This window comes from Nonomuraea rubra, assembly GCF_014207985.1.
Classification (GTDB): domain Bacteria; phylum Actinomycetota; class Actinomycetes; order Streptosporangiales; family Streptosporangiaceae; genus Nonomuraea; species Nonomuraea rubra.
Genome location: NZ_JACHMI010000001.1, coordinates 11,571,638 through 11,591,269, shown reverse-complemented (window position 1 = coordinate 11,591,269; position 19,632 = coordinate 11,571,638). Strand labels below are relative to the sequence as shown.

The 19,632-nt window shown below is 69.8% G+C and carries 24 protein-coding genes; 13 read left to right on the top strand and 11 right to left on the bottom strand.

Translation table 11 applies throughout. The features are described 5' to 3' along the window. Window positions 1–274 precede the first annotated feature (274 nt). A complete protein-coding gene (locus HD593_RS52990; RefSeq protein WP_185110412.1) occupies window positions 275–1,003 on the top strand; it encodes a phytanoyl-CoA dioxygenase family protein in 729 nt (242 codons plus the stop codon). Between the two features lie 537 nt (window positions 1,004–1,540). On the opposite strand, the gene HD593_RS52985 is transcribed toward HD593_RS52990, so the two are convergent. Then, window positions 1,541–2,371, bottom strand: coding sequence for an aspartate/glutamate racemase family protein (locus tag HD593_RS52985; RefSeq protein ID WP_246547222.1), 831 nt, complete (start codon window positions 2,369–2,371; stop codon window positions 1,541–1,543). A 95-nt stretch (window positions 2,372–2,466) separates the two neighbouring features. Between HD593_RS52985 and HD593_RS52980 the strand changes: the two genes are divergently transcribed. Then, window positions 2,467–3,024 carry a helix-turn-helix domain-containing protein gene (locus HD593_RS52980; RefSeq protein WP_312904365.1) on the top strand — a complete coding sequence of 186 codons (558 nt, stop codon included), beginning with the start codon at window positions 2,467–2,469 and terminating at the stop codon, window positions 3,022–3,024. A gap of 252 nt (window positions 3,025–3,276) precedes the next feature. Continuing rightward, entirely contained in the window at window positions 3,277–4,098 is an 822-nt protein-coding gene (locus HD593_RS52975) for a carbon-nitrogen hydrolase family protein (RefSeq protein WP_185110410.1), read from the top strand. A gap of 187 nt (window positions 4,099–4,285) precedes the next feature. Here the strand turns inward: HD593_RS52975 and HD593_RS52970 are convergent, their stop codons facing one another. The 3 genes from HD593_RS52970 to HD593_RS62895 form a co-directional block, all read right to left on the bottom strand. Beyond that, entirely contained in the window at window positions 4,286–6,154 is a 1,869-nt protein-coding gene (locus HD593_RS52970; protein WP_185110409.1) for an adenylyl cyclase, read from the bottom strand. 181 nt (window positions 6,155–6,335) lie between these two features. Continuing rightward, complete coding sequence (locus HD593_RS62900) at window positions 6,336–6,578, bottom strand: cytochrome P450 (protein ID WP_312904364.1); 243 nt, start codon at window positions 6,576–6,578, stop codon at window positions 6,336–6,338. Further along, window positions 6,500–7,075, bottom strand: coding sequence for a cytochrome P450 family protein (locus HD593_RS62895; protein ID WP_246547218.1), 576 nt, complete (start codon window positions 7,073–7,075; stop codon window positions 6,500–6,502). Before HD593_RS62895 ends, HD593_RS62900 begins: the two co-directional genes overlap by 79 nt. Window positions 7,076–7,110: 35 nt before the next feature. Here HD593_RS62895 and HD593_RS52960 point away from each other — a divergent pair, with 35 nt between their 5' ends. Then, entirely contained in the window at window positions 7,111–8,532 is a 1,422-nt protein-coding gene (locus tag HD593_RS52960) for a peroxidase family protein (RefSeq protein WP_312904477.1), read from the top strand. An 18-nt stretch (window positions 8,533–8,550) separates the two neighbouring features. Here the strand turns inward: HD593_RS52960 and HD593_RS52955 are convergent, their stop codons facing one another. Further along, window positions 8,551–8,778 carry a hypothetical protein gene (locus HD593_RS52955; protein ID WP_185110408.1) on the bottom strand — a complete coding sequence of 76 codons (228 nt, stop codon included), beginning with the start codon at window positions 8,776–8,778 and terminating at the stop codon, window positions 8,551–8,553. 23 nt (window positions 8,779–8,801) lie between these two features. Beyond that, window positions 8,802–9,212, bottom strand: a complete 411-nt coding sequence (locus HD593_RS52950) for a VOC family protein (protein ID WP_185110407.1) — start codon at window positions 9,210–9,212, stop codon at window positions 8,802–8,804. A 96-nt stretch (window positions 9,213–9,308) separates the two neighbouring features. Between HD593_RS52950 and HD593_RS52945 the strand changes: the two genes are divergently transcribed. Next, a complete protein-coding gene (locus tag HD593_RS52945) occupies window positions 9,309–9,590 on the top strand; it encodes a hypothetical protein (RefSeq protein WP_185110406.1) in 282 nt (93 codons plus the stop codon). 84 nt (window positions 9,591–9,674) lie between these two features. Here the strand turns inward: HD593_RS52945 and phoU are convergent, their stop codons facing one another. Continuing rightward, window positions 9,675–10,319, bottom strand: coding sequence for a phosphate signaling complex protein PhoU (phoU, locus tag HD593_RS52940; protein ID WP_185110405.1), 645 nt, complete (start codon window positions 10,317–10,319; stop codon window positions 9,675–9,677). 133 nt (window positions 10,320–10,452) lie between these two features. Here phoU and HD593_RS52935 point away from each other — a divergent pair, with 133 nt between their 5' ends. Together HD593_RS52935 and HD593_RS52930 are read left to right on the top strand one after the other, a co-directional pair. Next, window positions 10,453–11,625: a sensor histidine kinase gene (locus HD593_RS52935; RefSeq protein WP_185112666.1), complete on the top strand. Its 1,173-nt coding sequence runs from the start codon at window positions 10,453–10,455 to the stop codon at window positions 11,623–11,625. Beyond that, window positions 11,622–12,314, top strand: coding sequence for a response regulator transcription factor (locus HD593_RS52930; RefSeq protein WP_185110404.1), 693 nt, complete (start codon window positions 11,622–11,624; stop codon window positions 12,312–12,314). The genes HD593_RS52935 and HD593_RS52930 overlap by 4 nt, the downstream gene beginning before the upstream one ends. A 52-nt stretch (window positions 12,315–12,366) precedes the next feature. Here HD593_RS52930 and HD593_RS52925 read toward each other — a convergent pair whose 3' ends face one another. Further along, window positions 12,367–12,948 carry a copper chaperone PCu(A)C gene (locus HD593_RS52925; protein WP_312904363.1) on the bottom strand — a complete coding sequence of 194 codons (582 nt, stop codon included), beginning with the start codon at window positions 12,946–12,948 and terminating at the stop codon, window positions 12,367–12,369. A gap of 251 nt (window positions 12,949–13,199) precedes the next feature. On the opposite strand from HD593_RS52925, the gene HD593_RS52920 reads away from it, so the two are divergent. The 4 genes from HD593_RS52920 to HD593_RS52905 all read left to right on the top strand — a co-directional run bounded on the left by HD593_RS52920 (window position 13,200) and on the right by HD593_RS52905 (window position 15,011). After that, window positions 13,200–13,682 (top strand): CarD family transcriptional regulator, encoded by a 483-nt coding sequence (locus HD593_RS52920; protein ID WP_020544658.1) that lies wholly within the window; start codon window positions 13,200–13,202, stop codon window positions 13,680–13,682. Window positions 13,683–13,699: 17 nt separating this feature from the next. Then, window positions 13,700–14,170 carry a 2-C-methyl-D-erythritol 2,4-cyclodiphosphate synthase gene (gene ispF / locus HD593_RS52915; protein ID WP_185110403.1) on the top strand — a complete coding sequence of 157 codons (471 nt, stop codon included), beginning with the start codon at window positions 13,700–13,702 and terminating at the stop codon, window positions 14,168–14,170. Window positions 14,171–14,354: 184 nt separating this feature from the next. Beyond that, window positions 14,355–14,645, top strand: a complete 291-nt coding sequence (locus HD593_RS52910) for a GlsB/YeaQ/YmgE family stress response membrane protein (RefSeq protein ID WP_185110402.1) — start codon at window positions 14,355–14,357, stop codon at window positions 14,643–14,645. 96 nt (window positions 14,646–14,741) lie between these two features. After that, window positions 14,742–15,011: a GlsB/YeaQ/YmgE family stress response membrane protein gene (locus tag HD593_RS52905; RefSeq protein ID WP_185110401.1), complete on the top strand. Its 270-nt coding sequence runs from the start codon at window positions 14,742–14,744 to the stop codon at window positions 15,009–15,011. 68 nt (window positions 15,012–15,079) lie between these two features. On the opposite strand, the gene HD593_RS52900 is transcribed toward HD593_RS52905, so the two are convergent. Continuing rightward, window positions 15,080–16,006 carry a DUF2637 domain-containing protein gene (locus HD593_RS52900; protein ID WP_185110400.1) on the bottom strand — a complete coding sequence of 309 codons (927 nt, stop codon included), beginning with the start codon at window positions 16,004–16,006 and terminating at the stop codon, window positions 15,080–15,082. A 57-nt stretch (window positions 16,007–16,063) separates the two neighbouring features. Between HD593_RS52900 and HD593_RS52895 the strand changes: the two genes are divergently transcribed. Together HD593_RS52895 and cysS are read left to right on the top strand one after the other, a co-directional pair. Further along, entirely contained in the window at window positions 16,064–16,450 is a 387-nt protein-coding gene (locus tag HD593_RS52895) for a PPOX class F420-dependent oxidoreductase (protein ID WP_185110399.1), read from the top strand. 43 nt (window positions 16,451–16,493) lie between these two features. Beyond that, window positions 16,494–17,885 (top strand): cysteine--tRNA ligase, encoded by a 1,392-nt coding sequence (gene cysS, locus HD593_RS52890; RefSeq protein WP_185110398.1) that lies wholly within the window; start codon window positions 16,494–16,496, stop codon window positions 17,883–17,885. Between the two features lie 40 nt (window positions 17,886–17,925). Here cysS and HD593_RS52885 read toward each other — a convergent pair whose 3' ends face one another. Continuing rightward, the gene (locus HD593_RS52885) at window positions 17,926–19,119 is read right to left on the bottom strand and encodes a TolB family protein (protein WP_185110397.1); all 1,194 of its coding nucleotides are present in this window, start codon (window positions 19,117–19,119) and stop codon (window positions 17,926–17,928) included. Then, window positions 19,116–19,616 carry a SigE family RNA polymerase sigma factor gene (locus tag HD593_RS52880; protein WP_185110396.1) on the bottom strand — a complete coding sequence of 167 codons (501 nt, stop codon included), beginning with the start codon at window positions 19,614–19,616 and terminating at the stop codon, window positions 19,116–19,118. Before HD593_RS52880 ends, HD593_RS52885 begins: the two co-directional genes overlap by 4 nt. Window positions 19,617–19,632: the final 16 nt, after the last annotated feature.

Below are 19,632 nucleotides of genomic sequence, written 5' to 3'. Positions count from 1 at the left end.
ACAGGGACGTCCTGACCGGGCGCAGGAACGATCTGGCATCGCGAATGGGCAGCTCGGCCGGACCACAGGAACAGCCTGCCTGGAAAGGAGCCGAATACGGCCCACGAGCACGACACGCAAGCCGGACCCGAAAGCCCCAACCCCCAACTCGTCCCGAATCCCAACCCCAACTCAGCCCCAAGGCTTGACCCTTGATCGCGACCCGCAAGTCCGACCCGGGAGCCCGATCCGGAGGTGCGGAAAAGCGATGGACAGCCTCGATAGCGTGCTCATTATGGACAGCGTTGACGTCGAACAGTTCGTCCGCGACGGGTTCGCCAAGCTCGAAGGCATCGTGCCGCGCGAGGTCGGCGATGCGGCCAGGGCGTTGCTCTGGCAGCGGATCGGCCTGTCGCCGGATGATCCCTCAGGATGGACGCAGCCGGTGGTGTGGACGTCGGACATGACCGGCGAGGGGCCGTTCGGGCAGTTCATGGCCAGCCCGAAGTTGCATGCGGCCCTGGACGCCGTCGCCGGACCTGGCGGATGGCATCCGCGCGGAGCCGTCGGCAACATCCCGATCCGCTTCCCCCGGGTGGCACCGGCCGATGACCGGGGGTGGCACATCGACTCCAACACCATGCGAGCCGACGGTACCTGGGGAGTGAGCGCGCGTCCCGCCACCCTGCTGCTCCTCGTGTTGTTCTCCGAGGTCGGCACGGACGACGCACCCACCCGGATCCGCGCAGGGTCACACCGCGACATGGTCAAGGTGCTGGACGGCAAGCAGGTGCTCGACCCCATGAAGATGGGGCCGATCTTCGACGCGGCGGGCAGCGACCGGCCGCTGGCCCTGGCGACGGGCAGCCCAGGTGATGCCTACGTGGTGCACCCGTTCACCGTGCACGCCGCTCAGGAGCACCTGGGCACCGAGCCGCGGTTCATGGCGCAGATGCCTTTCGTCCTGACCAAGCCGCTGTCACCAGGGGGCGACACACCGCTCGCCCGCGCCATCGGTTGGTGAGGCGCCCGAGCGACCCACCATTACCGGCCGCCCGGTACGCGCAGCAGCCGTGGTGGCCCGCCTCACGATCCGGGGAGCGTGCAGCAGCCAAGCGCCGCATCGCGCACGCCAGGCTGCGCACGCCAGGCTGCGCACGCCACGCCACGCCACCCGCGCCGCGCGCGCCACACCGCGCGTGCCCGACGCCGCGTGTGCGAGTCTCACGCCGCATTGTGTCGCAGGCTGCGTGTGCGTGCGGCACAGTGCCCTGTGAGTGCGTCACGCCGCATGTCGCATCGCCGCCCCGCACGTGCCTCGCGTTGCCCCGCGGGTGCCTCATGCCGCCCAGCGTGTGCCTCACGGTGCGTGCCTAACGCTGCGTGTGCGTGACTTACGCCGCCCTGCACGCGTGTACGCCGTGCTCCACGTGCCGCACGCCGTGCTCCACGTGCCGCCGCACGGCGTACTTCGCGGGCCGCACGGTTGCGTGTGGGTGTCGGCGGCCTTGGGACGCCACGCCTCACCACCTCACGGGCTCGGATGCCGAGCGCGTTCACCTCATCCCGTGAGGCCCTCGGGGCCGCCGCGCCAGGACGGGAACGGTCGTAGACCGGCGGCTACGTCGTAGGCGGCGGTCGACAGGAGGCGGGTTGAGTCGAGTGTGGGGAGCGGTGAGTGCTGGGGCTCGATCAGGAGGGGGATCTCGGTGCAGACCAGTGCCACCGCGTCGCAGCCGCGGGCGGCCAGCCGTTCGACGACCTTGACGTAGGCGGCACGTGAGTCGTTGGTGAACAGGCCGTTGACCAGCTCGTTGAAGATGATTTCGTTGACCAGCTCGCGGTCTTCGGAGTCCGGTACCTCGGCGGCGATTCCCCGGGAGCCGAGGGCGCGGGGATATACCGGGCCTTCCATCGTGTAGGTGGTGCCGAGCACTCCCACGCGGGTGCGGCCGTCGCGCGCGGCCTGCTCGGCGACCACCTCGGCGATGTGCAGGCCCGGCAGGGCGAGAGGCGGGCCGGGGCGTTCCAGTGCCAGGTGGGCGGTGTTGTCGGGGCAGATGAAGAACTCCGCGCCCGCTCGGGCCAGCCGGTCCACGCTCACCGCGAGTGTCTTGCGTACGGCGTCGTGATCTCCCGCGTCCCAGGCGGGCATGCTGCGGCCGAACGGGATGTAGTCGAGTGTCACGTCGGGGTGGTCGTGCTGGCCCAGACGCTGGAAGCCCTCCTGGCAGAAGGACAGGAAGCTCAGCGCCGCGCCTTCGGTGCTGTGCGCGAGGATGCCGAGATGGCGCATGGACGGCGGTGGCAGGGTGGCGGCTCGGCCGTGCTCGGGCGTGGCGTGACTGCTGTTGCCGGGGAGCGGCCGGTCCCGCCCTTGTGGGTCGTGCATGTGGCCCCCGTTCGGTATATCGGAACGCTCGACCGCTATAGTGGACCGCGCGTGGGTGTTCGTCAAATCGAACAGATGGAAGTTTGGAGCGAACAGTGGCGGATGACAGACCTCCCTTCGAGCGGATCGCGGCGGCGATCAGGCGTGAGCGGGACCGTGCCGGGATGTCGCTGACGGAGCTCGCTCGACGCTCTGGGCTGGCCAAGTCGACGCTGTCCCAGCTCGAATCGGGCAGCGGGAACCCAAGCCTGGAGACGCTCTGGGCCCTCGGGGTGGCGCTGGGCGTGCCGTTCAGCCGGCTGGTGGACCCGCCGCGTCCGGCGGTACGGCTGATCCGCGCCGGCGAGGGGCCGGCCGTCCACTCCGGCCACGCCGGCTACACCGCGACGTTGCTGGCCTCCAGCCCGCCTGGCGCCCGCCGCGACCTCTACAGGGTCGAGGCGCAGCCGGGCGAGTCGCGGCGATCGGACCCGCACATGCCGGGGACTGTCGAGCACCTGGTGATCGGGGTGGGGCGGGCGCTGGCAGGGCCCTTGGACGAGCCGGTCGAGTTGGGGCCCGGGGACTATCTGTCCTATCCCGGTGATGCGCCGCATGTCTTCACCGCGCTCGTCCCTGACACGAGCGGGGTGATCGTGATGGAACATGTCTGAGCGGGAGCGTGGTCGCCGGGGCGTGCTGGATGGGGGATTTCCGCGCCTCCTCCAGTAGGTCTGCCCACGGCGACGATCTGCTCGCCGAACTCGGCGTAGCCGCGAGCGATGATCGTCCGATGCCGTGATGCCGCTGGTGATCACTGTGGCTCTGAGGCTCAAAGTGAGAGCGGCCTCAATTTATCTAAGTTGTTGGGGAGACGCGCAAAGGAACGGCACGTCCGTCAAGGGCCCTCCCCAGGCAGGTGTCACGTGAAGAGTCATCCCGGCGGCGACCGGCTGAGGGTTGCCGCGCTGCAGGCGGGGCTGAGCGGCTCGGCCGCCGGTGACCTTCCGTACGTCCTGGAGCGATGCGCCCAGGAGCGCATCGACCTGCTCGTTCTTCCGGAGTGTTACTTCGGCGGCATGCCCGCCGACAGGCCGGCCGCCGAGGCGGTGGCGATCGCGCCGCCCTACGCGAGCCTGCTCGCGGCCCTGGCGGACGCCTCCGCGGCGACGACGGTGGTCGCCGGGTTCACCGAGCGTTCGGCCGATGGGCGACTGCACAGCTCGGCGGCCATCGTTCGTGAGGGGAGGCTGGTCGGGGCGATCTCCCGCAAGTTGTTCCCCCGGGAGCCCGTCTTCAGCCCGGGCGATGACCTGCCGTTGCATCGCCACGGGGAGCACGCGTTCGGGGTCGTGATCTGCTACGACTGCAACTTCATCGAGCCGTCCCGTCTCCTGGCGCTGGCCGGAGCCCGCATCCTGGCCTGTCCGCTCAACAACGACCTGCCTGTGGACGTCACCCGCCGCTGGCTGAGCAGGTCGCGTTCGGCGTTCGTCGCGAGGGCGGTGGAGAACGACTGCTGGGTGATCACAGCGGACGTGGCGGGAACGGTGCCGGGGCGGGAGGGGATCGGCGCGACGCTCGTCGTCGCCCCGGACGGCCGGATCGTCGCCGAGTCGGACAGGAGTGCGGCCTCGGCGCTGGTGGTGGCCGAGATCGTGGTGGGCGGCGATTCCATGCTCGGTCGATGGGACGTCCGCAGGAACCCGGCGATCTTCGACAGGTGGCGGCGAAGCCAGGAACCATAGCCGTGGCGGGGGTGGTAGGCCAATGCGCATGAGGGCTGACCGCCATCGCCGGTCGCCCGACGCGCCGCCGCGGTGGTGGCCGACCGACTTTGCGGTGATGGGTCGGCCGACCCGCCGTGGCCGGCCGGCCGGCCGAGGCGGTGCGGGCCGGCCGACCAGCGGTGGTTGGCCGGCCCGCCCGCGGTCCCTATGGAGCCGGGTAGTCCGTGATGTACACAGGTGCACCCACCTTGGTGGTGTCGGCCGCGTCACCGACGCCGTTGACGACGTGATCGATGATCCCGGCGCTGAGGTTGACCGTCATGATGTGATGCAGCCTCACCCCCGGCGCCTGAGGCACCTCGAACCCATTCTCGGTGTGGATCTCCGGATTGTTCTGATTGAAGACGTACACCCCGCCCCCGTACAGGCGGTGCCTGCGCACGCGGTCGCCGACTTTGTAGCCGGCCCAGCCCTCGACGGCGCCGTTCATCCAGTCGGCCTGGGTCGGCGGGTCGTACGGCAGCTCGTTCTGGTACAGGATCGTCGTGCCGTCGTCGCCGTTCCAGATCGTGTTGTACTGCTGGAAGTGCTCGACGAACAGCCCGGTCGCGGTCACGTGGTCGCCGTTGATGACGGCGCCGTTGCGGCCCAGGTTGGTGTTCCAGCGCTGGGTGTCGTTGAGGCCCTCGACGCCGTGGTCGGCCCGCCACACCCAGGTGTGGTCGATGAGCACGTGGTCGCTGTTGACCTCGAGCGCGACGTCGGTCTTGCCGATGTGCGGCCCGCCCACCCGGAAGTACACGTCGGACAGGGTCGTCGGGTTGTCCGGCGAGGCCCGGCGCTCGCCGTGGCGCTTGCCGACGCGCAGCAGCACCGGGGACTTCTCCGTGCCGGCGTCGATGGTGACGCCCGCGACGACCACGCCGGGTACGTCGGCGACCTCGATCGGGGTCGAGCCGCGGGTGGCGGTGAGCGTGGCGTGCCCGAGCCCGAGCACGACCGTGTTGGGGCGCTTGACCTCGATGCTGCGCGGGATGTCGTACACGCCGGGAGTGAGCAGCAGGTTCTTGCCGCGGGCGAGCTGCCTGTTGATGTCGTGCACGGAGTCGGACGGCCTGGCGACGAAGAAGTCGCTGATCGGCAGCGTGCGGCCGGGCGTCAGGCCGGTGGCCCACGAGATGCCGCGGGTGTCCCGCCTGGCGGCGGGCACGCGGACGTTGTACCTGCCCTTCGCGTCGGCGTACAGGTAGGGCTTCTCGCGGCTGACCGGGGTGGTGTCGAGCGTGGTGTACGGCGGGCTCGGGAACCCGGTCTCGGCCGGGGCGCCGGTGACGCCCGAGAAGACCTGGTTCCACACGCCGTTCGACCAGCCGGCGACCTCGCTGTTGCGGGTCAGCCACTGCTGCTGCGAGCCGTTCGTGACGGACGGCAGCCTGGAGTCGGCGATGAAGCCGCCGCTGGCGTACTGCGGGCCGGCGGTGCAGTAGTCCATCAGCGACAGGGTGCCGCCGCTGACGTCGAGCCGGCGCATGGACACGGCCTGCGAGACGGCCCAGAAGTTCGCCGAAGACCGGCAGCCGTCCTGGCCTGCGGCGTTGATGTTGATCGACAGGTTCGACAGGGTGCGCCAGAAGTTGACGAGCGCGAGGCAGTTGCTGGTGCCGCCGTCCGCCAGGCAGCGGTTGTAGACCTCGACCTTGCCGTTGATGACGACGTCCGTGGGGGAGGCGCCGAGGCCGGCGATCTCCGTGTAGTAGCCGACCTTGATCTGGAGCGGCTGCTCGGCGGTGCCGTACGTGCCGGGCTTGAAGAGGTAGGCGTGGCGGGTGGTGCCCATCTCGTTGTCCACCTGGGCGGCGTGGGCGGCGTCGAGGGTGGCCTGGATGTCGCCGACCGGCATGCCGGGGTCGAACACGGTGACGTTCGGCCCGAGGTCGGGGGTGGCGGGTGACGCGGCGGCGGCGGTGGTGGCCGCCGATAAGACGGTGGTCGTGGCGGCGGCGGTCAAGAGGGCGGTCGTCAGCACGAGGCCGAATCGCGGCGCCCGGCCGCCGGGGGGCTGGGTCGTCGTCATACGGTCCGTCCCTTCCACTGCGGGGTTCGCAGTGCGCTCTGGACATCGCCGGATCCCGTTCGAGAGAGCGCTCTCTCGAACGGCCCGGCTTATATCGAGGCCCGAAGAATGTGGTTGCGGTTGTTTCTACCGCGTCACCCGGCCCGATCACAAGATGTGCGGAACGCCGCGGGCCGGACGTTCAGCCGCAGGGAGAAGGGGTCCAACGTCTTGGGCAGCGGGCCGGCCCGGCCGAGAACGGGAAGATCCACCAGTCGGCCGTGGCCCGCCCGTCCAGCCAGGCCTCGGGGGTGAAGGTGTCGGCGTAGCCGAGCTGAGGGTTCCGGCTGTGAACGGCGACCGGGATCATGATGTCGGTGCCGGCGGGGAGCGTGGCTCCGTGCCAGGCGGTGGGCTCGGTGACGACGCGGGGCAGCGTGGCCACGAGCGGCCACAGGCGCAGGGACTCGTACAGGCAGGCACGCAGGTGCTCCCGCTCGCGGCCGGACGCGCCCGCCTCGGCCCGTGCCCGTTCGTAGTGCTCGGGATGGCCGGCCGCAGCCCGCGCACGCTCTCCCGCCGCCGAGGCCCCAGACCCAGCCAGTTGCCCTGCCGCCGCAGCGCGTTCAGCGCCGTCAGGATCTGTACGTCATCGCGGGCCGAGTCGCCGAGCACCAGCCTCAGGACGGCCCGGTCGTAGCCGCCGCGCAGCCGCTTCCAGTCCACCATGGCCGGCCGGCGACCGAGAACCCCGTCGAGCTCCTCCGCCACCACCTGGTCGACCCGCTGGACCAGCTCGTCCGCCGCCTGCGTGCCGAGACGGGCCAGCAGCCGCGTCACCGAGGGCCTGGGGACGACGATGCCGCGGGCGAACTCCGGTAGGGAGTAGAGCAGGGCGAACGTCAGGCTCTCCACCCCGGTCGCCTTCGGTACCTCGGTCAAGACAGACCTCCCGGCTTACACAAAAGTGCAACCGGCTGCTGACCAGACGCGACCTCATCCCGGCCACCTCGCTGAACATGCTGGCCGCCGCGTGGATCCAGTTCCAGAACCACGACTGGTTCAGCCACGGCGACAACCACCTGACCGACCCCATCGAGGTGCCGATCGCCGACGGCGACCACTGGTACGAGCCGGCGATGCGCGTGCGCCGCAGCCGTCCCGACCCCACGCCCCACACCGCGCCCGGCGCCCCGCCCACCTACGAGAACACGGTCACCCACTGGTGGGACGGCTCGCAGCTCTACGGCAGCCCCGAACGGCACTGCCGCTCGCTGCGCACCGGCGAGGGCGGCACGATGATCCTCCAGGACGGGCGGCTGCCGGAGGGGCTGGCCGGGATCGACCTGACCGGGTTCGACGACAACTACTGGGTCGGCCTGGCGCTGCCGCACACCCTGTTCGTCAAGGAGCACAACGCCATCTGCGGCAGGCTGCGCGAGGCGTACCCGTCGTGGGACGACGAGCGGCTCTTCCAGACCGCCCGCCTGGTCGACGTCGCCGTCATGGCCAAGATCCACACGGTGGAGTGGACTCCCGGCATCCTCGACAACCGGGCCGTGCGTGGGCATGAACACCAACTGGTCAGGGCTGCTGGGGCCCGGCTTCCGCCGCCGTCACGGCCGGGTGGGGCGCGGCGAGGTGATCTCCGGCATCCTCGGCTCGCCGATGGAGCACCACGCGGCGCCGTTCTCGATGACGGAGGAGTCCATCGCCTCCTACCGGTTCCATCCGCTGATCCGCGACGACTACCCGGTCCGCTCGCACCGCGACGGCAGCCTGATCACCACCGAGGAGCTGCTCCCGATCCAGGGGCAGCACACGCGCGCCGCCGTCGACAGGCACGGCATGTCCGACTGGCTCTCCTCCTTCGGCGTCAAGCATCCCGGGGCGCTGACCCGCACAACCACCCCAACACCCTGCGCGACCTGGTACGCGTCAGCGGCGAGCGCGTCGACATCGGCACCCTCGACGTCCTGCGCGACCGCGAGCGCGGGGTGCCCCGCTACAACGACTTCCGCCGCATGCTGCGCAAACCGCCCGTGACCGAGTTCGCGCGGATGGACGGCGACCCCGGGTGGGCCAGGCAGCTCGAAGAGGTGTACGAGGGCGACCCCGAGCGCGTCGACGTCACCATCGGGCTGCTCGCCGAGCCCAAGCCGCCCGGGTTCGCGCTGTCCGACACCGCCTTCCGCGTGTTCGTGCTGATGGCGTCCCGGCGGCTGAAGAGCGATCCGTTCTTCACCGACCTGTACACGCCCGAGGTCTACAGCCCCGAAGGGCTGGACTGGATCGACAGGACTGGCATGACCGAGGTCCTGCTCCGCCACCACCCCGAGCTCGCGCCCGCTCTCAGCGGCGTCCCGCACGCGTTCGCGCCCTGGCGGGCGCTCGCCTGACTCTCAGGCAGGCGCCGGTCAGGTCTCGGAGGCGGCCCGCCGCCCGCCGCGCCCCTTGGCCGTGTACGGCAGCACGAACAGGTACAGGCCGGTGAGGAACTGCAGGATGAGCGGGACGAGCGGCAGGTAGAACACCCACATCGCGGGATTCTCCTGCGAGACGGCGACGATGCAGCCGAGCACGGTCACGGTGAAGATCATGGACAACCAGCGGTGACTCTGCCGGATCCACTTCCTCGCGTTCATGGGAGAACCTCCTCCTCCAGGGCTCAGCGGGCTTGCTGGATGCGGATCAGGTTGCCGGCGGGATCGCGTACGGCGCAGTCGCGGACCCCGAACGGCTGGTCGATCGGCTCCTGCACGATCTCGGCGTCGCCCGCCTGCAGCCGTTCGAAGACGCCGTCGAGGTCGGGGGTGGACAGCAGGATGCCGGCGTACGTGCCCTTGGCCATCATCTCGGCGATGGTGCGGCGCTCGTCCTCGGTGACGCCGGGGTCGGCCGCGGGCGGCTGCAGGACGATGGAGATGCCGGGCTGGCCGGCGGGCCCGACCGTGATCCAGCGCATCCCGTCGTACCCGACGTCGTCGCGGATCTCGAAGCCGAGGACGTCGCGGTAGAAGGCCAGCGAGGCGTCCGGGTCGTCGTGCGGAAGGAAGCTCGAGTGGATGGAGATGTCCATGCGAGTCACGTTAGGGGCGGCTCGCGGGGCGAGGCTTCTCGATTCCTGACCGATACTGACCCCAGGGCTCCACAAGGACGATCCGGAGGCGCATTCATGTCGGAAGAGCGCGAGATGGAGACAGGCCGTTGTTTCGTCTGTAAGCGCGAATTCACCTACGACCCCAGAGAGGTCATCACTTTCCTGATAGATCCGGAAACCGGAGTTCCGCCGGGTTTCAGCGTTCTGGGAACGATGCGGCCTGCCAAACCGGAAGCGGTGGCCCGGTCCACCGATGAGCCTCTCTGCCCCGATTGCCTGGACATGGCCGAGCGGTACACGGACCAGCTGAACGCGCCGCCTCCCCGGTGGGAGAGCTGGCCGCCCAACGGAAATTGAGCCGGGCGAAGGGATGACCCTTCACCCGGCTCGAACGGCGGGCAAAGTCCGACGCGTTCGCGGGACTTCCCGGCCCGGAGGCTGTTAGCTTGGGCGCGCGCCGGTGACCAGGTAGACGACGTCCTGGGCCACCCGTACCGCATGATCCGCGTACCGCTCGTAGTAACGGCCGACCAACGTGATGTCGATCGCCGGCTCCACCCCGTGCTGCCAGTCCTTGGCCAGGATGTTCCTGAACAGCCTGCGATGCAGCCGGTCCATCGCGTCGTCGTCCTGCTCGAGCTCCATCGCCGACTCCACGTCGCGCGACGCCACGCAGCTCCCGGCCTTGGTGACCAGGTTCTCGGCGATCTGGCCCATCTCCAGGATGGTGGAGCGCAGCTCCGGCGGGATGGCGGAGTCGGGGTGCCGCAGGCGGGCCACCTTGGCGACGTGCACCGCGAGGTCGCCCATGCGCTCCAGGTCGGTGCCCATGCGCAGCGCCGTGATGACCATCCTCAGGTCCACCGCGACCGGCTGCTGGCGGGCCATCAGCTCGAAGATCGACCCCTCGACGTCGGCGAACACCGCGTTCACCTCCTCGTCGCGGGAGATGACGCTCTCGGCGAGCTGGAGGTCGGCGTCGAGCAGCGCCGTGGTGGCACGGGATATCGCCGAGCGGACAAGACGGGTCATCTCGACCAGCTTGTCTGTCAGTGCATCAAGTTCTTCATGGTACGCGTCGCGCATGTCGTCACCGTACGACCCGCTCGATGAACGAACCCCTACAGCAAGATGAACTTTCCAGGAAAGGGCCGTTCATCCCCTGATGAGGGGGTCTGTCCCTGCGGAAACGCCACCTACCATCGGAGTCATGAGTGAGATGGCCATGAGCTTCGCGGCCCTGGCCGGGTTCGTGGTGGGCGCGCTGGCGGTCCTGTTCTACCGCAATCAGATCGAGGCCCCCAGCCGTGCCGCCGCGGCGGACGGCGTGGAGACCGGCGCCGCGCTGCCGCAGGGCGTCGCATCGGTGCTGGCCGTGCTGCCCTCGTCCGCCGTGGTCCTTGACGCCCACGACCGCGTCCTGCGCGCCAGCTCGGCCGCAAGAGCGTTCGGGCTGGTCAAGGGCGACCGCCTGATGGCCGCGGAGCTGCTCGCCCTGGCGAGGCAGGTACGCCGCGACGGCGAGATCCGCGAGAGCGAGATCGACGTCGCCGGGCACAAGTTCGGCCAGGAGACCACCAACTTCGCCGTCCGCGTGGCACCTCTCGGCTCCTACGGCCAGGTGCTGGTGCTGGCGGAGGACCAGACCGAGCGGCGCCGGGTCGAGGCCGTGCGCCGCGACTTCGTCGCCAACGTCAGCCACGAGCTGAAGACCCCGGTGGGCGCCATGAGCCTGCTGGCCGAGACCATCCAGGACGCCGCCGACGACCCCGAGGCGGTCAGCCGCTTCGCCGGGCGCATGCAGCACGAGGCCGCCCGGCTCAACTACCTCATCCAGGACCTGATCACGCTCAGCCGGATCCAGGGCGCCGAGCCCATCCCGACGCCGGGTCAGGTCTCGATCGACGAGGCGATCCACGACGCCATCGAGTACTGCAACACCAGGGCCTCCGCCAAGGACATCGCACTCGTCACCGGCGGCACCGAGGGCCTGCGCATCTGGGGCGACGACGAGCTGCTCGTCACCGCCCTGCGCAACCTGATCGACAACGCGGTCGCGTACAGTCCCGACCACACCAGGGTCGTCGTCAGCGTGCGGCCCGCCGGCGACTCCGTCGAGATCAGCGTCAGCGATCAGGGCATCGGCATCCCCGAGGAGGCGCTGGAGCGCATCTTCGAGCGTTTCTTCCGCGTGGACGCGGCCAGGTCGCGCGCCACCGGCGGCACCGGCCTCGGCCTCGCCATCGTCAAGCACGTCGCCGCCGCGCACGCCGGCGAGGTGTCCGTCTGGAGCAAGGAAGGGTCCGGCTCCACCTTCACCCTCCGCCTGCCCGCCTTCGGCGGCACGGCGGTGGCAGTACCACCCTCGATTCCCCTGGAGGCAGCCAAATGACCCGTGTACTCGTCGTGGAGGATGAAGAGTCCTTCTCGGACGCCCTGTCCTACATGCTGCGCAAGGAGGGCTTCGAGGTGTCCGTCGCGGCGACCGGGCCCGAGGCGCTGGAGACGTTCGACCGCAACGGCGCCGATCTGGTGCTGCTGGACCTGATGCTGCCCGGCCTGCCCGGCACGGAGGTGTGCCGCTCGCTGCGGCAGCGCTCCAAGGTGCCGGTCATCATGCTGACGGCCAAGGACAGCGAGATCGACAAGGTCGTGGGCCTGGAGCTGGGCGCCGACGACTACGTCACCAAGCCGTTCTCCTCGCGCGAGCTGGTGGCCCGCATCCGCGCGGTGCTGCGCCGCCAGGGCGACGTGGTGGAGGAGCTGGAGACGGCCGTGCTGGCCGTCGGCCCGGTACGCATGGACGTCGACCGCCACGTCGTGGCCGTGCGGGGCGAGCAGGTGCAGCTCCCGCTGAAGGAGTTCGAGCTGCTGGAGGTGCTGCTGCGCAACGCGGGGCGGGTGCTGACCAGGGGCCAGCTCATCGACCGGGTCTGGGGCGCCGACTACGTGGGCGACACCAAGACGCTGGACGTGCACGTCAAGCGCCTGCGCGCGAAGATCGAGTCCGACCCGTCGAACCCGCGCTGCATCCTGACCGTGCGCGGCCTGGGCTACAAGTTCGACGCCGTCGAGGAGTAGGCGAATACGGAAAAACCCCGGTACCGCGCGGTACCGGGGTTTTGTCGTTCGCTCAGTGACCCTCTTCGGCCGCGGTGGCGGACGGGGTCGGGGTGGGCGTGGGAGCCGCGGTGGCGCCGGGGGCCGGGGGGTAGTCCTTGAATTCGCGGCTGCGCGTCACCACAGGCACGTTCATGGACACGACCCCGGCGTTGGCGAACTGGAGGTCCAGCTTGATGCTCTCGCCGCCCCTGAGGCCCTTGGGGATCGCCTCGAGCATGAGCTGCGGGGTGGGCTTGCCGGTGTTGACGAGCGTGTTGCTCGGGAGCTGGATCGGGGCCGTGACCTTCACCGTGCCCATGTTGCCGGCCGAGACCGCCTGGAGGGTGTCGGCGGTGCCCGCGGTGTTCAGGATGTTGAGGTAGATGGGGGCGGAGCCGCGCCAGGGGATCTGGGCTCCGGAGTCGGGCCCGAGGATGAACGCCTGCGGGATGTGAATGCCGCTCTTGCCGTACGCGTCCTTATCGATCAGCACTTGTGCTTCGTTGGGGGCGTACGGCTGGTTGGTGGTGGCGTCGAATCCGGCCGCGCAGCCCGCGAGCGCGGGGGCTGCCAAGAACGCGGCGGCTACGGCAATCCAGCGACGGCTGGTCACGGGCGGGTACTCCTTGGTCTTGCGCAGGTGTCGCGCGTGCGTGATGTGCAGCGCCCACCATATCCACCCCAATGCAAGGTCATATCCACACCCCCGCAGGTCATTCGCTATGTCCGGAAATGCGATTCATACAGTTGAGCGCTTGTCAAGCCCCAATATGCGGCTTTGACCTGCAGTTATGAGGATTTCACTGTTCCGGGAGGCTGTGGATGCGTGGTACCCTGGAGTACAGCGGAAGGGGTACTTGTCACATGACTTTCCAGGTCGGCGACACTGTCGTCTACCCCCACCATGGGGCTGCTCGGATCGAAGCAATCACGACGCGATCCATCAAGGGTGAGGAAAAGACCTACCTGGTGCTCAAGGTCGACAAGGGCGACCTTACCGTCCAGGTGCCAGCTGAAAACGCAGAACTCGTCGGCGTGCGCGATGTTGTCGGTCAGGAAGGCCTTGAGCGGGTTTTCGATGTCCTTCGGATGCCGCACACCGAGGAGCCGACCAACTGGTCTCGTCGCTACAAGGCCAATCTCGAGAAGCTCGCCTCCGGCGATGTGAACAAGGTCGCCGAGGTGGTTCGGGACCTGTGGCGGAGGGACCGCGAGCGCGGCCTGTCCGCGGGCGAGAAGCGCATGCTCGCCAAGGCTCGTCAGATCCTGGTCAGCGAGCTGGCTCTGGCCGAGAAGACCAATGAGGACAAGGCTGAGGCCCTGCTCGACGAGGTCCTCAACTCCTGAACACGAATCTTCCACGGGTGGGCGTCGGTGTCGACGTCCACCCGTTCTCATCGAGAGACTCAGGACGCGAGCTCAACCTCGCGGGCCTGCGCTGGCCGGGCGAGGTCGGCCTCGAAGGCCACTCCGACGGCGACGCCGCCGCGCACGCCGCCTGCGATGCGCTGCTGTCGGCGGCCGGGCTGGGCGACCTGGGCCGGCTGTTCGGCACCGCCGATCCGCGCTGGGCGGGCGCCTCGGGTGCCGTCCTGCTGGAGGAGACGGCGCGGCAGGTACGCGCCGCCGGCTTCGAGATCGGCAACGTGGCGGTCCAGGTGGTCGGCAACCGGCCCAAGCTGGCCCCGCGCCGCGAGGAGGCCGAGAAGGCGCTCAGCGCGGCCGTGGGGGCGCCTGTGAGCGTCTCCGCCACCACCACCGACGGGCTGGGCCTGACCGGGCGTGGAGAGGGCGTGGCGGCCATCGCGACGGCGCTGGTCGTCAACCATTCCTGAGCTCCCGGCGTCATACCTAGGGACGCGTGAGGGTGTCCTGGCGGGTCGTCGCCGAGCCCGCCTGATCCGGAGGCGGCGGTTCGTCACTGGCGCGGTACGGGCCGCCGCCTTCTCATGGGTAGTTTGCCTGCTCAGGGGGTATGTGTCTTCCCAAGACATGTGAACGTCTCGGGGGGAGCTACACATGATCGGCGCTATTGTTTCCGCAGTAGTCATCGGCGCCATCGTCGGTGCGCTGGCCAGGCTGCTGGTGCCCGGCAGGCAGAACATGTCCATCGGCCTGACCCTCATCGTCGGCATCGTGGCCGCTCTGGTCGGCACGCTGATCGCGCACGCGTTCGGCTGGGCCGACACCAGAGGGATCGACTGGATCGAGCACATACTCCAGCTCGCTCTGGCCGTCATCGGTGTGCTGCTTGTGACCCGCATGGGCATGGGGCGCGGTGGTGGCCGTACTGGCAGAACCACGACCTGACCTGGCCCTTCTTTACGGCATGCATAATCGCCGTAGATCGGGTAGCGACCTCCCTGTGAGAGTGAACCGCTCACCCTCACGGGGAGGTTTCATGTCATGACCATCGAATCCATCCTTGGCGCCATTGTGATCGGCGCCGTGATTGGCGCAATCGGTCGTCTGCTGCTTCCCGGCAGGCAGGCCATCGGGTGGATCCTCACCATCGTCGTCGGCATCGTCGCGGCCCTCCTGGGCACGCTGCTCGCGCAGGTGCTGGGCGTGCAGACCACGCCCGGCATCGACTGGATCGAGCTGGTGATGCAGGTGGTGCTCGCGATCGTCGGAGTCGGACTGGTCGCCGGGCTCAGGCGCGGTCGCAGCGTCTGACGACCGGCTCAAGCGGGATACATCGGCCCGCCCGGGAGAGCTCCCGGGCGGGCCCGCGCATGCCCTGATCAGTCCTCCGGCGGGCGCGGGGTGGCGCGCAGGCGTCCCGACGGGGCCGGGGTGTCGTCGGGCACCACCGGGTGCGGGGCGGTGTCCTCCATCTCCTCCCGGGTTTCCTCGGGGGTGTCTTCGTCCTCGAAGACGGGATGCGGCTGGGTGTCGGCGTCGTCCTCGTCCTCCTGGCGGGGGTGGACCAGGACGTCGGTGGGCTTGACCCGGTCACCCCAGCGGACGGGGCGCGTCACCGGCTCTGGCTCTGGCTCTGGTTCAGGCTCGGGTTCCGGTTCCGGTTCCGGTTCCGGTACGGGCTCGGGGGCGAGGTCCTTCTCCTGCATCGGCCACTCGGACACGCGGGCCGAGACCGGCGGCGTCTCGGGGGCGGCGGTGGGGCCGACCACCGGCGTGGGCTCCAGGACGGGCGCGGGCACCTCGGCGGCCAGCGGGGGAGCCGTCTCGGGACGGTGGAACGGCACGATGTCCTGCTCGACCGTACGGTCCTCGTCCTCGCCGCGCTCGGGGCCGCGTACGTGCTTGATCAGCAGTAACCACAACCACAGGGCCAGCGCCAGCATGACCCAGGGCGCCAGGGCCACGCCCACGGCCGTCTCCCGCACGCCGAACTGGAACCGCACCGCCGTGGCCACGTTCACCGCCGCGGCGGCCACGATCAGCAGCACCAGCACGAACGCCGCCTGCGCGCGCACCAGGATCCTGGCCGGGCGCAGCAGCAGCACGGCGATCAGCGCGATCAGCAGGAGCGCGTCGAAGGCCGCCGGGTAGAGGAAGGCGAGATCGGGCCTGGCCTCGCCGGTGACGGCGAGCGCGCGCAGGTCGTCGAAGGACAGCGCGCAGGCGGCCCCGGCGAGGGCGGCGACGGCGAGCCCGGCCAGGGCGATGCCCAGGCGGCGGAGCGTAGAGGGGGGAGTCACGTCCATGGCGGGTTCGAGCCTACAGAACAATGATGGTCCAGACCGATCAAGGGAGAGCCCCGCATGACAGTGCTTCCGGAAGATGCCCGTCTGCTCCTGGACGCGCCCAATTTCGCCACGGTGACGAGTCTCAACCCCGACGGAGCACCGCAGTCGACGGTGGTGTGGGTGCGCACCGACGGCGATGACGTCCTCTTCTCGACAGCGAAGGGACGCAGGAAGCCGCGGAACTTCGAGCGGGACCCGCGGGCCAGCCTGCTGGTCATCGACCCCGTCGATCCGTACCGGTACGTGGAGGTGCGCGGGCGGGTGACCATGACACCCGACCCCGAGGGGGCGCTCATCGAGGAGCTGTCGCAGAAGTACCAGGGCACGTCCTGGACGGACAAACCGGGCACCGAGCGGATTATCGTACGGCTCTCTCCCGACAGGGTCATCTTGCGGGGTTGATTTATCGGCGTGCTGACCGCCCTGAGGCGTTAGCCTTGCCTTCGTGAGCCTGCACATCTACGACACCAGCACGCGTGCCATCCGCGAATTCGTTCCGGTCGAAGCCGGCCGGGCGTCGATTTACCTGTGTGGGGCCACCGTGCAGGCTCCGCCGCACATCGGGCACATTCGCTCGGGTGTGAACTTCGACGTGCTCAGGCGCTGGATGACGCGTTCCGGGTACGACGTGACGTTCTGCCGCAACGTCACCGACATCGACGACAAGATCATCAGGGTGTCGGCCGAGGAGGGCGTGCCCTGGTTCGTCGTGGCCGAGCGCAACCAGCGGGCCTTCACCTGGGCGTACGACACGCTGGGCTGCCTGCCGCCGACCGTCGAGCCGCGCGCCACCGGGCACGTGCCCGAGATGATCACGCTGATGGAGCGCCTGATCGAGCGCGGCCACGCGTACGCGTCGGGTGGTGACGTCTACTTCGACGTGCAGTCGTACGCCGACCGCTACGGCTCGCTCTCCAACCAGAGGCTGGAGAACATGCGGCCCGCGGCCGACACCGACGACGAGTCCTGCAAGCGCGACCCGCGCGACTTCGCCCTGTGGAAGGGCGAGAAGCCGGGCGAGCCGACGTGGCCGACGCCGTGGGGCCCCGGGCGGCCCGGCTGGCACCTGGAGTGCTCGGCGATGGCGACGAAGTACCTGGGCCCGGCGTTCGACATCCACGGCGGCGGCATCGACCTGATCTTCCCGCACCACGAGAACGAGATCGCCCAGTCGCAGGCCGCCGGCGACGGGTTCGCCCGGAACTGGATGCACAACGGCATGCTCAAGATCGGCGCCGAGAAGATGAGCAAGTCGCTCGGCAACTCGCTGCTGATCCCCGAGATGGTGCAGAAGGTCCGGCCCGTGGAGCTGCGCTACTACCTGGCGGGCCCGCACTACCGCTCCTCGATCGAGTACTCCGAGGAGGCGCTGCTGGAGGCCGCCGCGGCGTACCAGCGGATCGAGGGCTTCGTGACGCGGGCCGCCGAGGTCATCCACGACGTCGACGCCGACGCGCCGCTGCCGCAGGCGTTCGCCGACGCGCTCGACGACGACCTCGGCACGCCGCAGGCGCTGGCCGTCGTGCACGAGGTGGTGCGCGAGGGCAACGTGGCGCTGTCGCGCGGCGACAAGGAGGCCGTGGCGCGGCTGCTGGCCGAGACCCAGAACATGCTCGACGTGCTGGGCCTCGACCCGCGCTCGCCGCAGTGGCGCGGCACCGGCTCCGACCTGACGCCCGTCGTGGACGCGCTGGTGGCGGTGGCGCTGGAGCAGCGCAAGGCGGCCAGGGAGCGCAAGGACTACGCGGCCGCCGACGCCATCAGGAACCAGCTCGCCGCCGCCGGCATCACCGTGGAGGACACGCCGCACGGGGCGCGCTGGGAGCTGAGCCGCTAGGACGAGGCGATCCGGGCGAGCTGGATTCCGGCGAGGCCGATCAGGACGAAATGATCCGGGCGAGGTCGATGATCACGAGCTTGCCCTTGAGCTCGTACCAGACCAGCCGGTCGTTGGTGAGGCCCGGCTGGACGCTCGTCATCCGTCCCTTGGCGTCCGGGCGCAGGCCCAGGTCGCCGGACTTGCCGGTCATCAGGTCGACCAGGGCCTGGTCCCGCCCGGGCGGGTGGACCGTCATGAAGCGGTCCTGCGACAGGCCGTGCATGGCGCTCTCCTCCAGCTCGCGCTCCTGCGAGCCGTCGCGCAGGCGGAAGAACGGCTTGCCGGCGGCGTTCTGCCCGACGCAGGTCGTGACGCCGCACCTGACGTAGCGGTCGCCGGGGCGGACCAGGGCCTTGCTCAGCTCGCCCGTCTCGACGTTGTAGAGCTCCTCGAAGCTGGGCTCCTGGTTCGGCGTGTACTCGCCGGGCGTGCCCACCCACGGCCAGCTCAGGATGTGGTGGCGGCCGGCGTTCTCGACGGGGGTCACGGCGCCGCCCTCGACGGGAACCGTGAAGACGCCCCCCGTCCTGAACGCGGAGAAGGCCAGCCTGTCACCGGCTACCACCAGCTTGTCCGCGCCCTGCCTGATCGGGGTGTCGGTCGGGACGACCGCGGGCTTGCCGCCCGAGATCGGCACGGACCAGAGCCTGGTACGCGTGTTCTCGATGGTCTGCCAGAAGATCCGGCCGGCGCCCGCCGTGAAGGCCGAGGCGTACACGCCCTTCGGCGTCCTGATGTCGGTGATCTTGCGGGTCCGGCCGGTTTCGAGCTCGTACGCGTACAGGGCGTCGGCCTTCTCGTGGCTCGCCCACGTCTCCAGCAGCAGCGTGTGGTCGTCGATGAAGATGACCGGGCGGAGCTTGCGGGTCTGCTGCGGGATCTTCCACACGGCGTCCGGCCAGACCTTCTCGACCGGGCCGGGGTTGGTGGCCTGCTCGGCAGTTGGCGTGGGGCCGGGGTTCACCGCCACTGGTGGGGGCTCCTGGGGGCCCCGTACCGAGAGGGTGACGCCGCCCGCTACCACGACCACGCCGGCCGCCGCGAGCGCCGTCACCGCGGTCAGCGTGTGGGTCCGGCGGCGCCGGGAGCGGCCCATCACCTGCGTGGGCAGGTCGCTCGGGGCCTGCGGCGCGCTCTCCGCGGCGCGGCCGAGGACCCTGGTGAGGTCGTTCTCCAGATCCTTGCTGCTCATGAGGCGTTCCCCTTGGCTGGTGTGTGGTGGGTGATCGTGGCGCGCAGCCTGGCCAGGCCGAGCGAGGCGTGGCTGCGTACGGTCCCCTGGGAGATGCCGAGCACGCGGGCGATCTCCGCGTCGGGGAGCTGCTCGTAGAAGCGGAGGACGAGCACGGTGCGCTGCTTGCGCGGCAGCTCCCCGAGGGCCTGCCACAGCTCCTGGTCGCCGTCGGAGGGCAGCGCGTCGTGCAGGGGCGTCTCGGGCGGCGCCCACGCGAGCTGCTCCCGCCGGCGGCGACGCCAGACGCTGATGTGCAGCCTGGTCATGATGACCTTGGCGTAACGCTCGGGGTCCTCCTTGCTGCGGACCCTCGGCCACGCCCGGTGCAGCCTGATCAGCGCCTCCTGCGTCAGGTCGGCCGCGTCATGCGGGTTGCCGCTGAGCGCGTAGCCGTAGCGCAGTAACGCGTTGGCCCGCTCGGCGACGAACTCCGTGAAGCGGGAGTCGTCTTCCACTTGTCATCGCCTTTCC

Coding starts and splice junctions, on each gene's coding strand:
- HD593_RS52990 (WP_185110412.1), top strand. CDS start 275: ATGGACAGCGTTGACGTCGAACAGTTCGTCCGCGACGGGTTCGCCAAG.
- HD593_RS52985 (WP_246547222.1), bottom strand. CDS start 2,371: ATGCACGACCCACAAGGGCGGGACCGGCCGCTCCCCGGCAACAGCAGT.
- HD593_RS52970 (WP_185110409.1), bottom strand. CDS start 6,154: ATGACGACGACCCAGCCCCCCGGCGGCCGGGCGCCGCGATTCGGCCTC.
- HD593_RS52955 (WP_185110408.1), bottom strand. CDS start 8,778: ATGAACGCGAGGAAGTGGATCCGGCAGAGTCACCGCTGGTTGTCCATG.
- HD593_RS52950 (WP_185110407.1), bottom strand. CDS start 9,212: ATGGACATCTCCATCCACTCGAGCTTCCTTCCGCACGACGACCCGGAC.
- HD593_RS52945 (WP_185110406.1), top strand. CDS start 9,309: ATGTCGGAAGAGCGCGAGATGGAGACAGGCCGTTGTTTCGTCTGTAAG.
- phoU (WP_185110405.1), bottom strand. CDS start 10,319: ATGCGCGACGCGTACCATGAAGAACTTGATGCACTGACAGACAAGCTG.
- HD593_RS52935 (WP_185112666.1), top strand. CDS start 10,453: ATGGCCATGAGCTTCGCGGCCCTGGCCGGGTTCGTGGTGGGCGCGCTG.
- HD593_RS52930 (WP_185110404.1), top strand. CDS start 11,622: ATGACCCGTGTACTCGTCGTGGAGGATGAAGAGTCCTTCTCGGACGCC.
- HD593_RS52920 (WP_020544658.1), top strand. CDS start 13,200: ATGACTTTCCAGGTCGGCGACACTGTCGTCTACCCCCACCATGGGGCT.
- HD593_RS52910 (WP_185110402.1), top strand. CDS start 14,355: ATGATCGGCGCTATTGTTTCCGCAGTAGTCATCGGCGCCATCGTCGGT.
- HD593_RS52905 (WP_185110401.1), top strand. CDS start 14,742: ATGACCATCGAATCCATCCTTGGCGCCATTGTGATCGGCGCCGTGATT.
- HD593_RS52900 (WP_185110400.1), bottom strand. CDS start 16,006: ATGGACGTGACTCCCCCCTCTACGCTCCGCCGCCTGGGCATCGCCCTG.
- HD593_RS52895 (WP_185110399.1), top strand. CDS start 16,064: ATGACAGTGCTTCCGGAAGATGCCCGTCTGCTCCTGGACGCGCCCAAT.
- HD593_RS52885 (WP_185110397.1), bottom strand. CDS start 19,119: ATGAGCAGCAAGGATCTGGAGAACGACCTCACCAGGGTCCTCGGCCGC.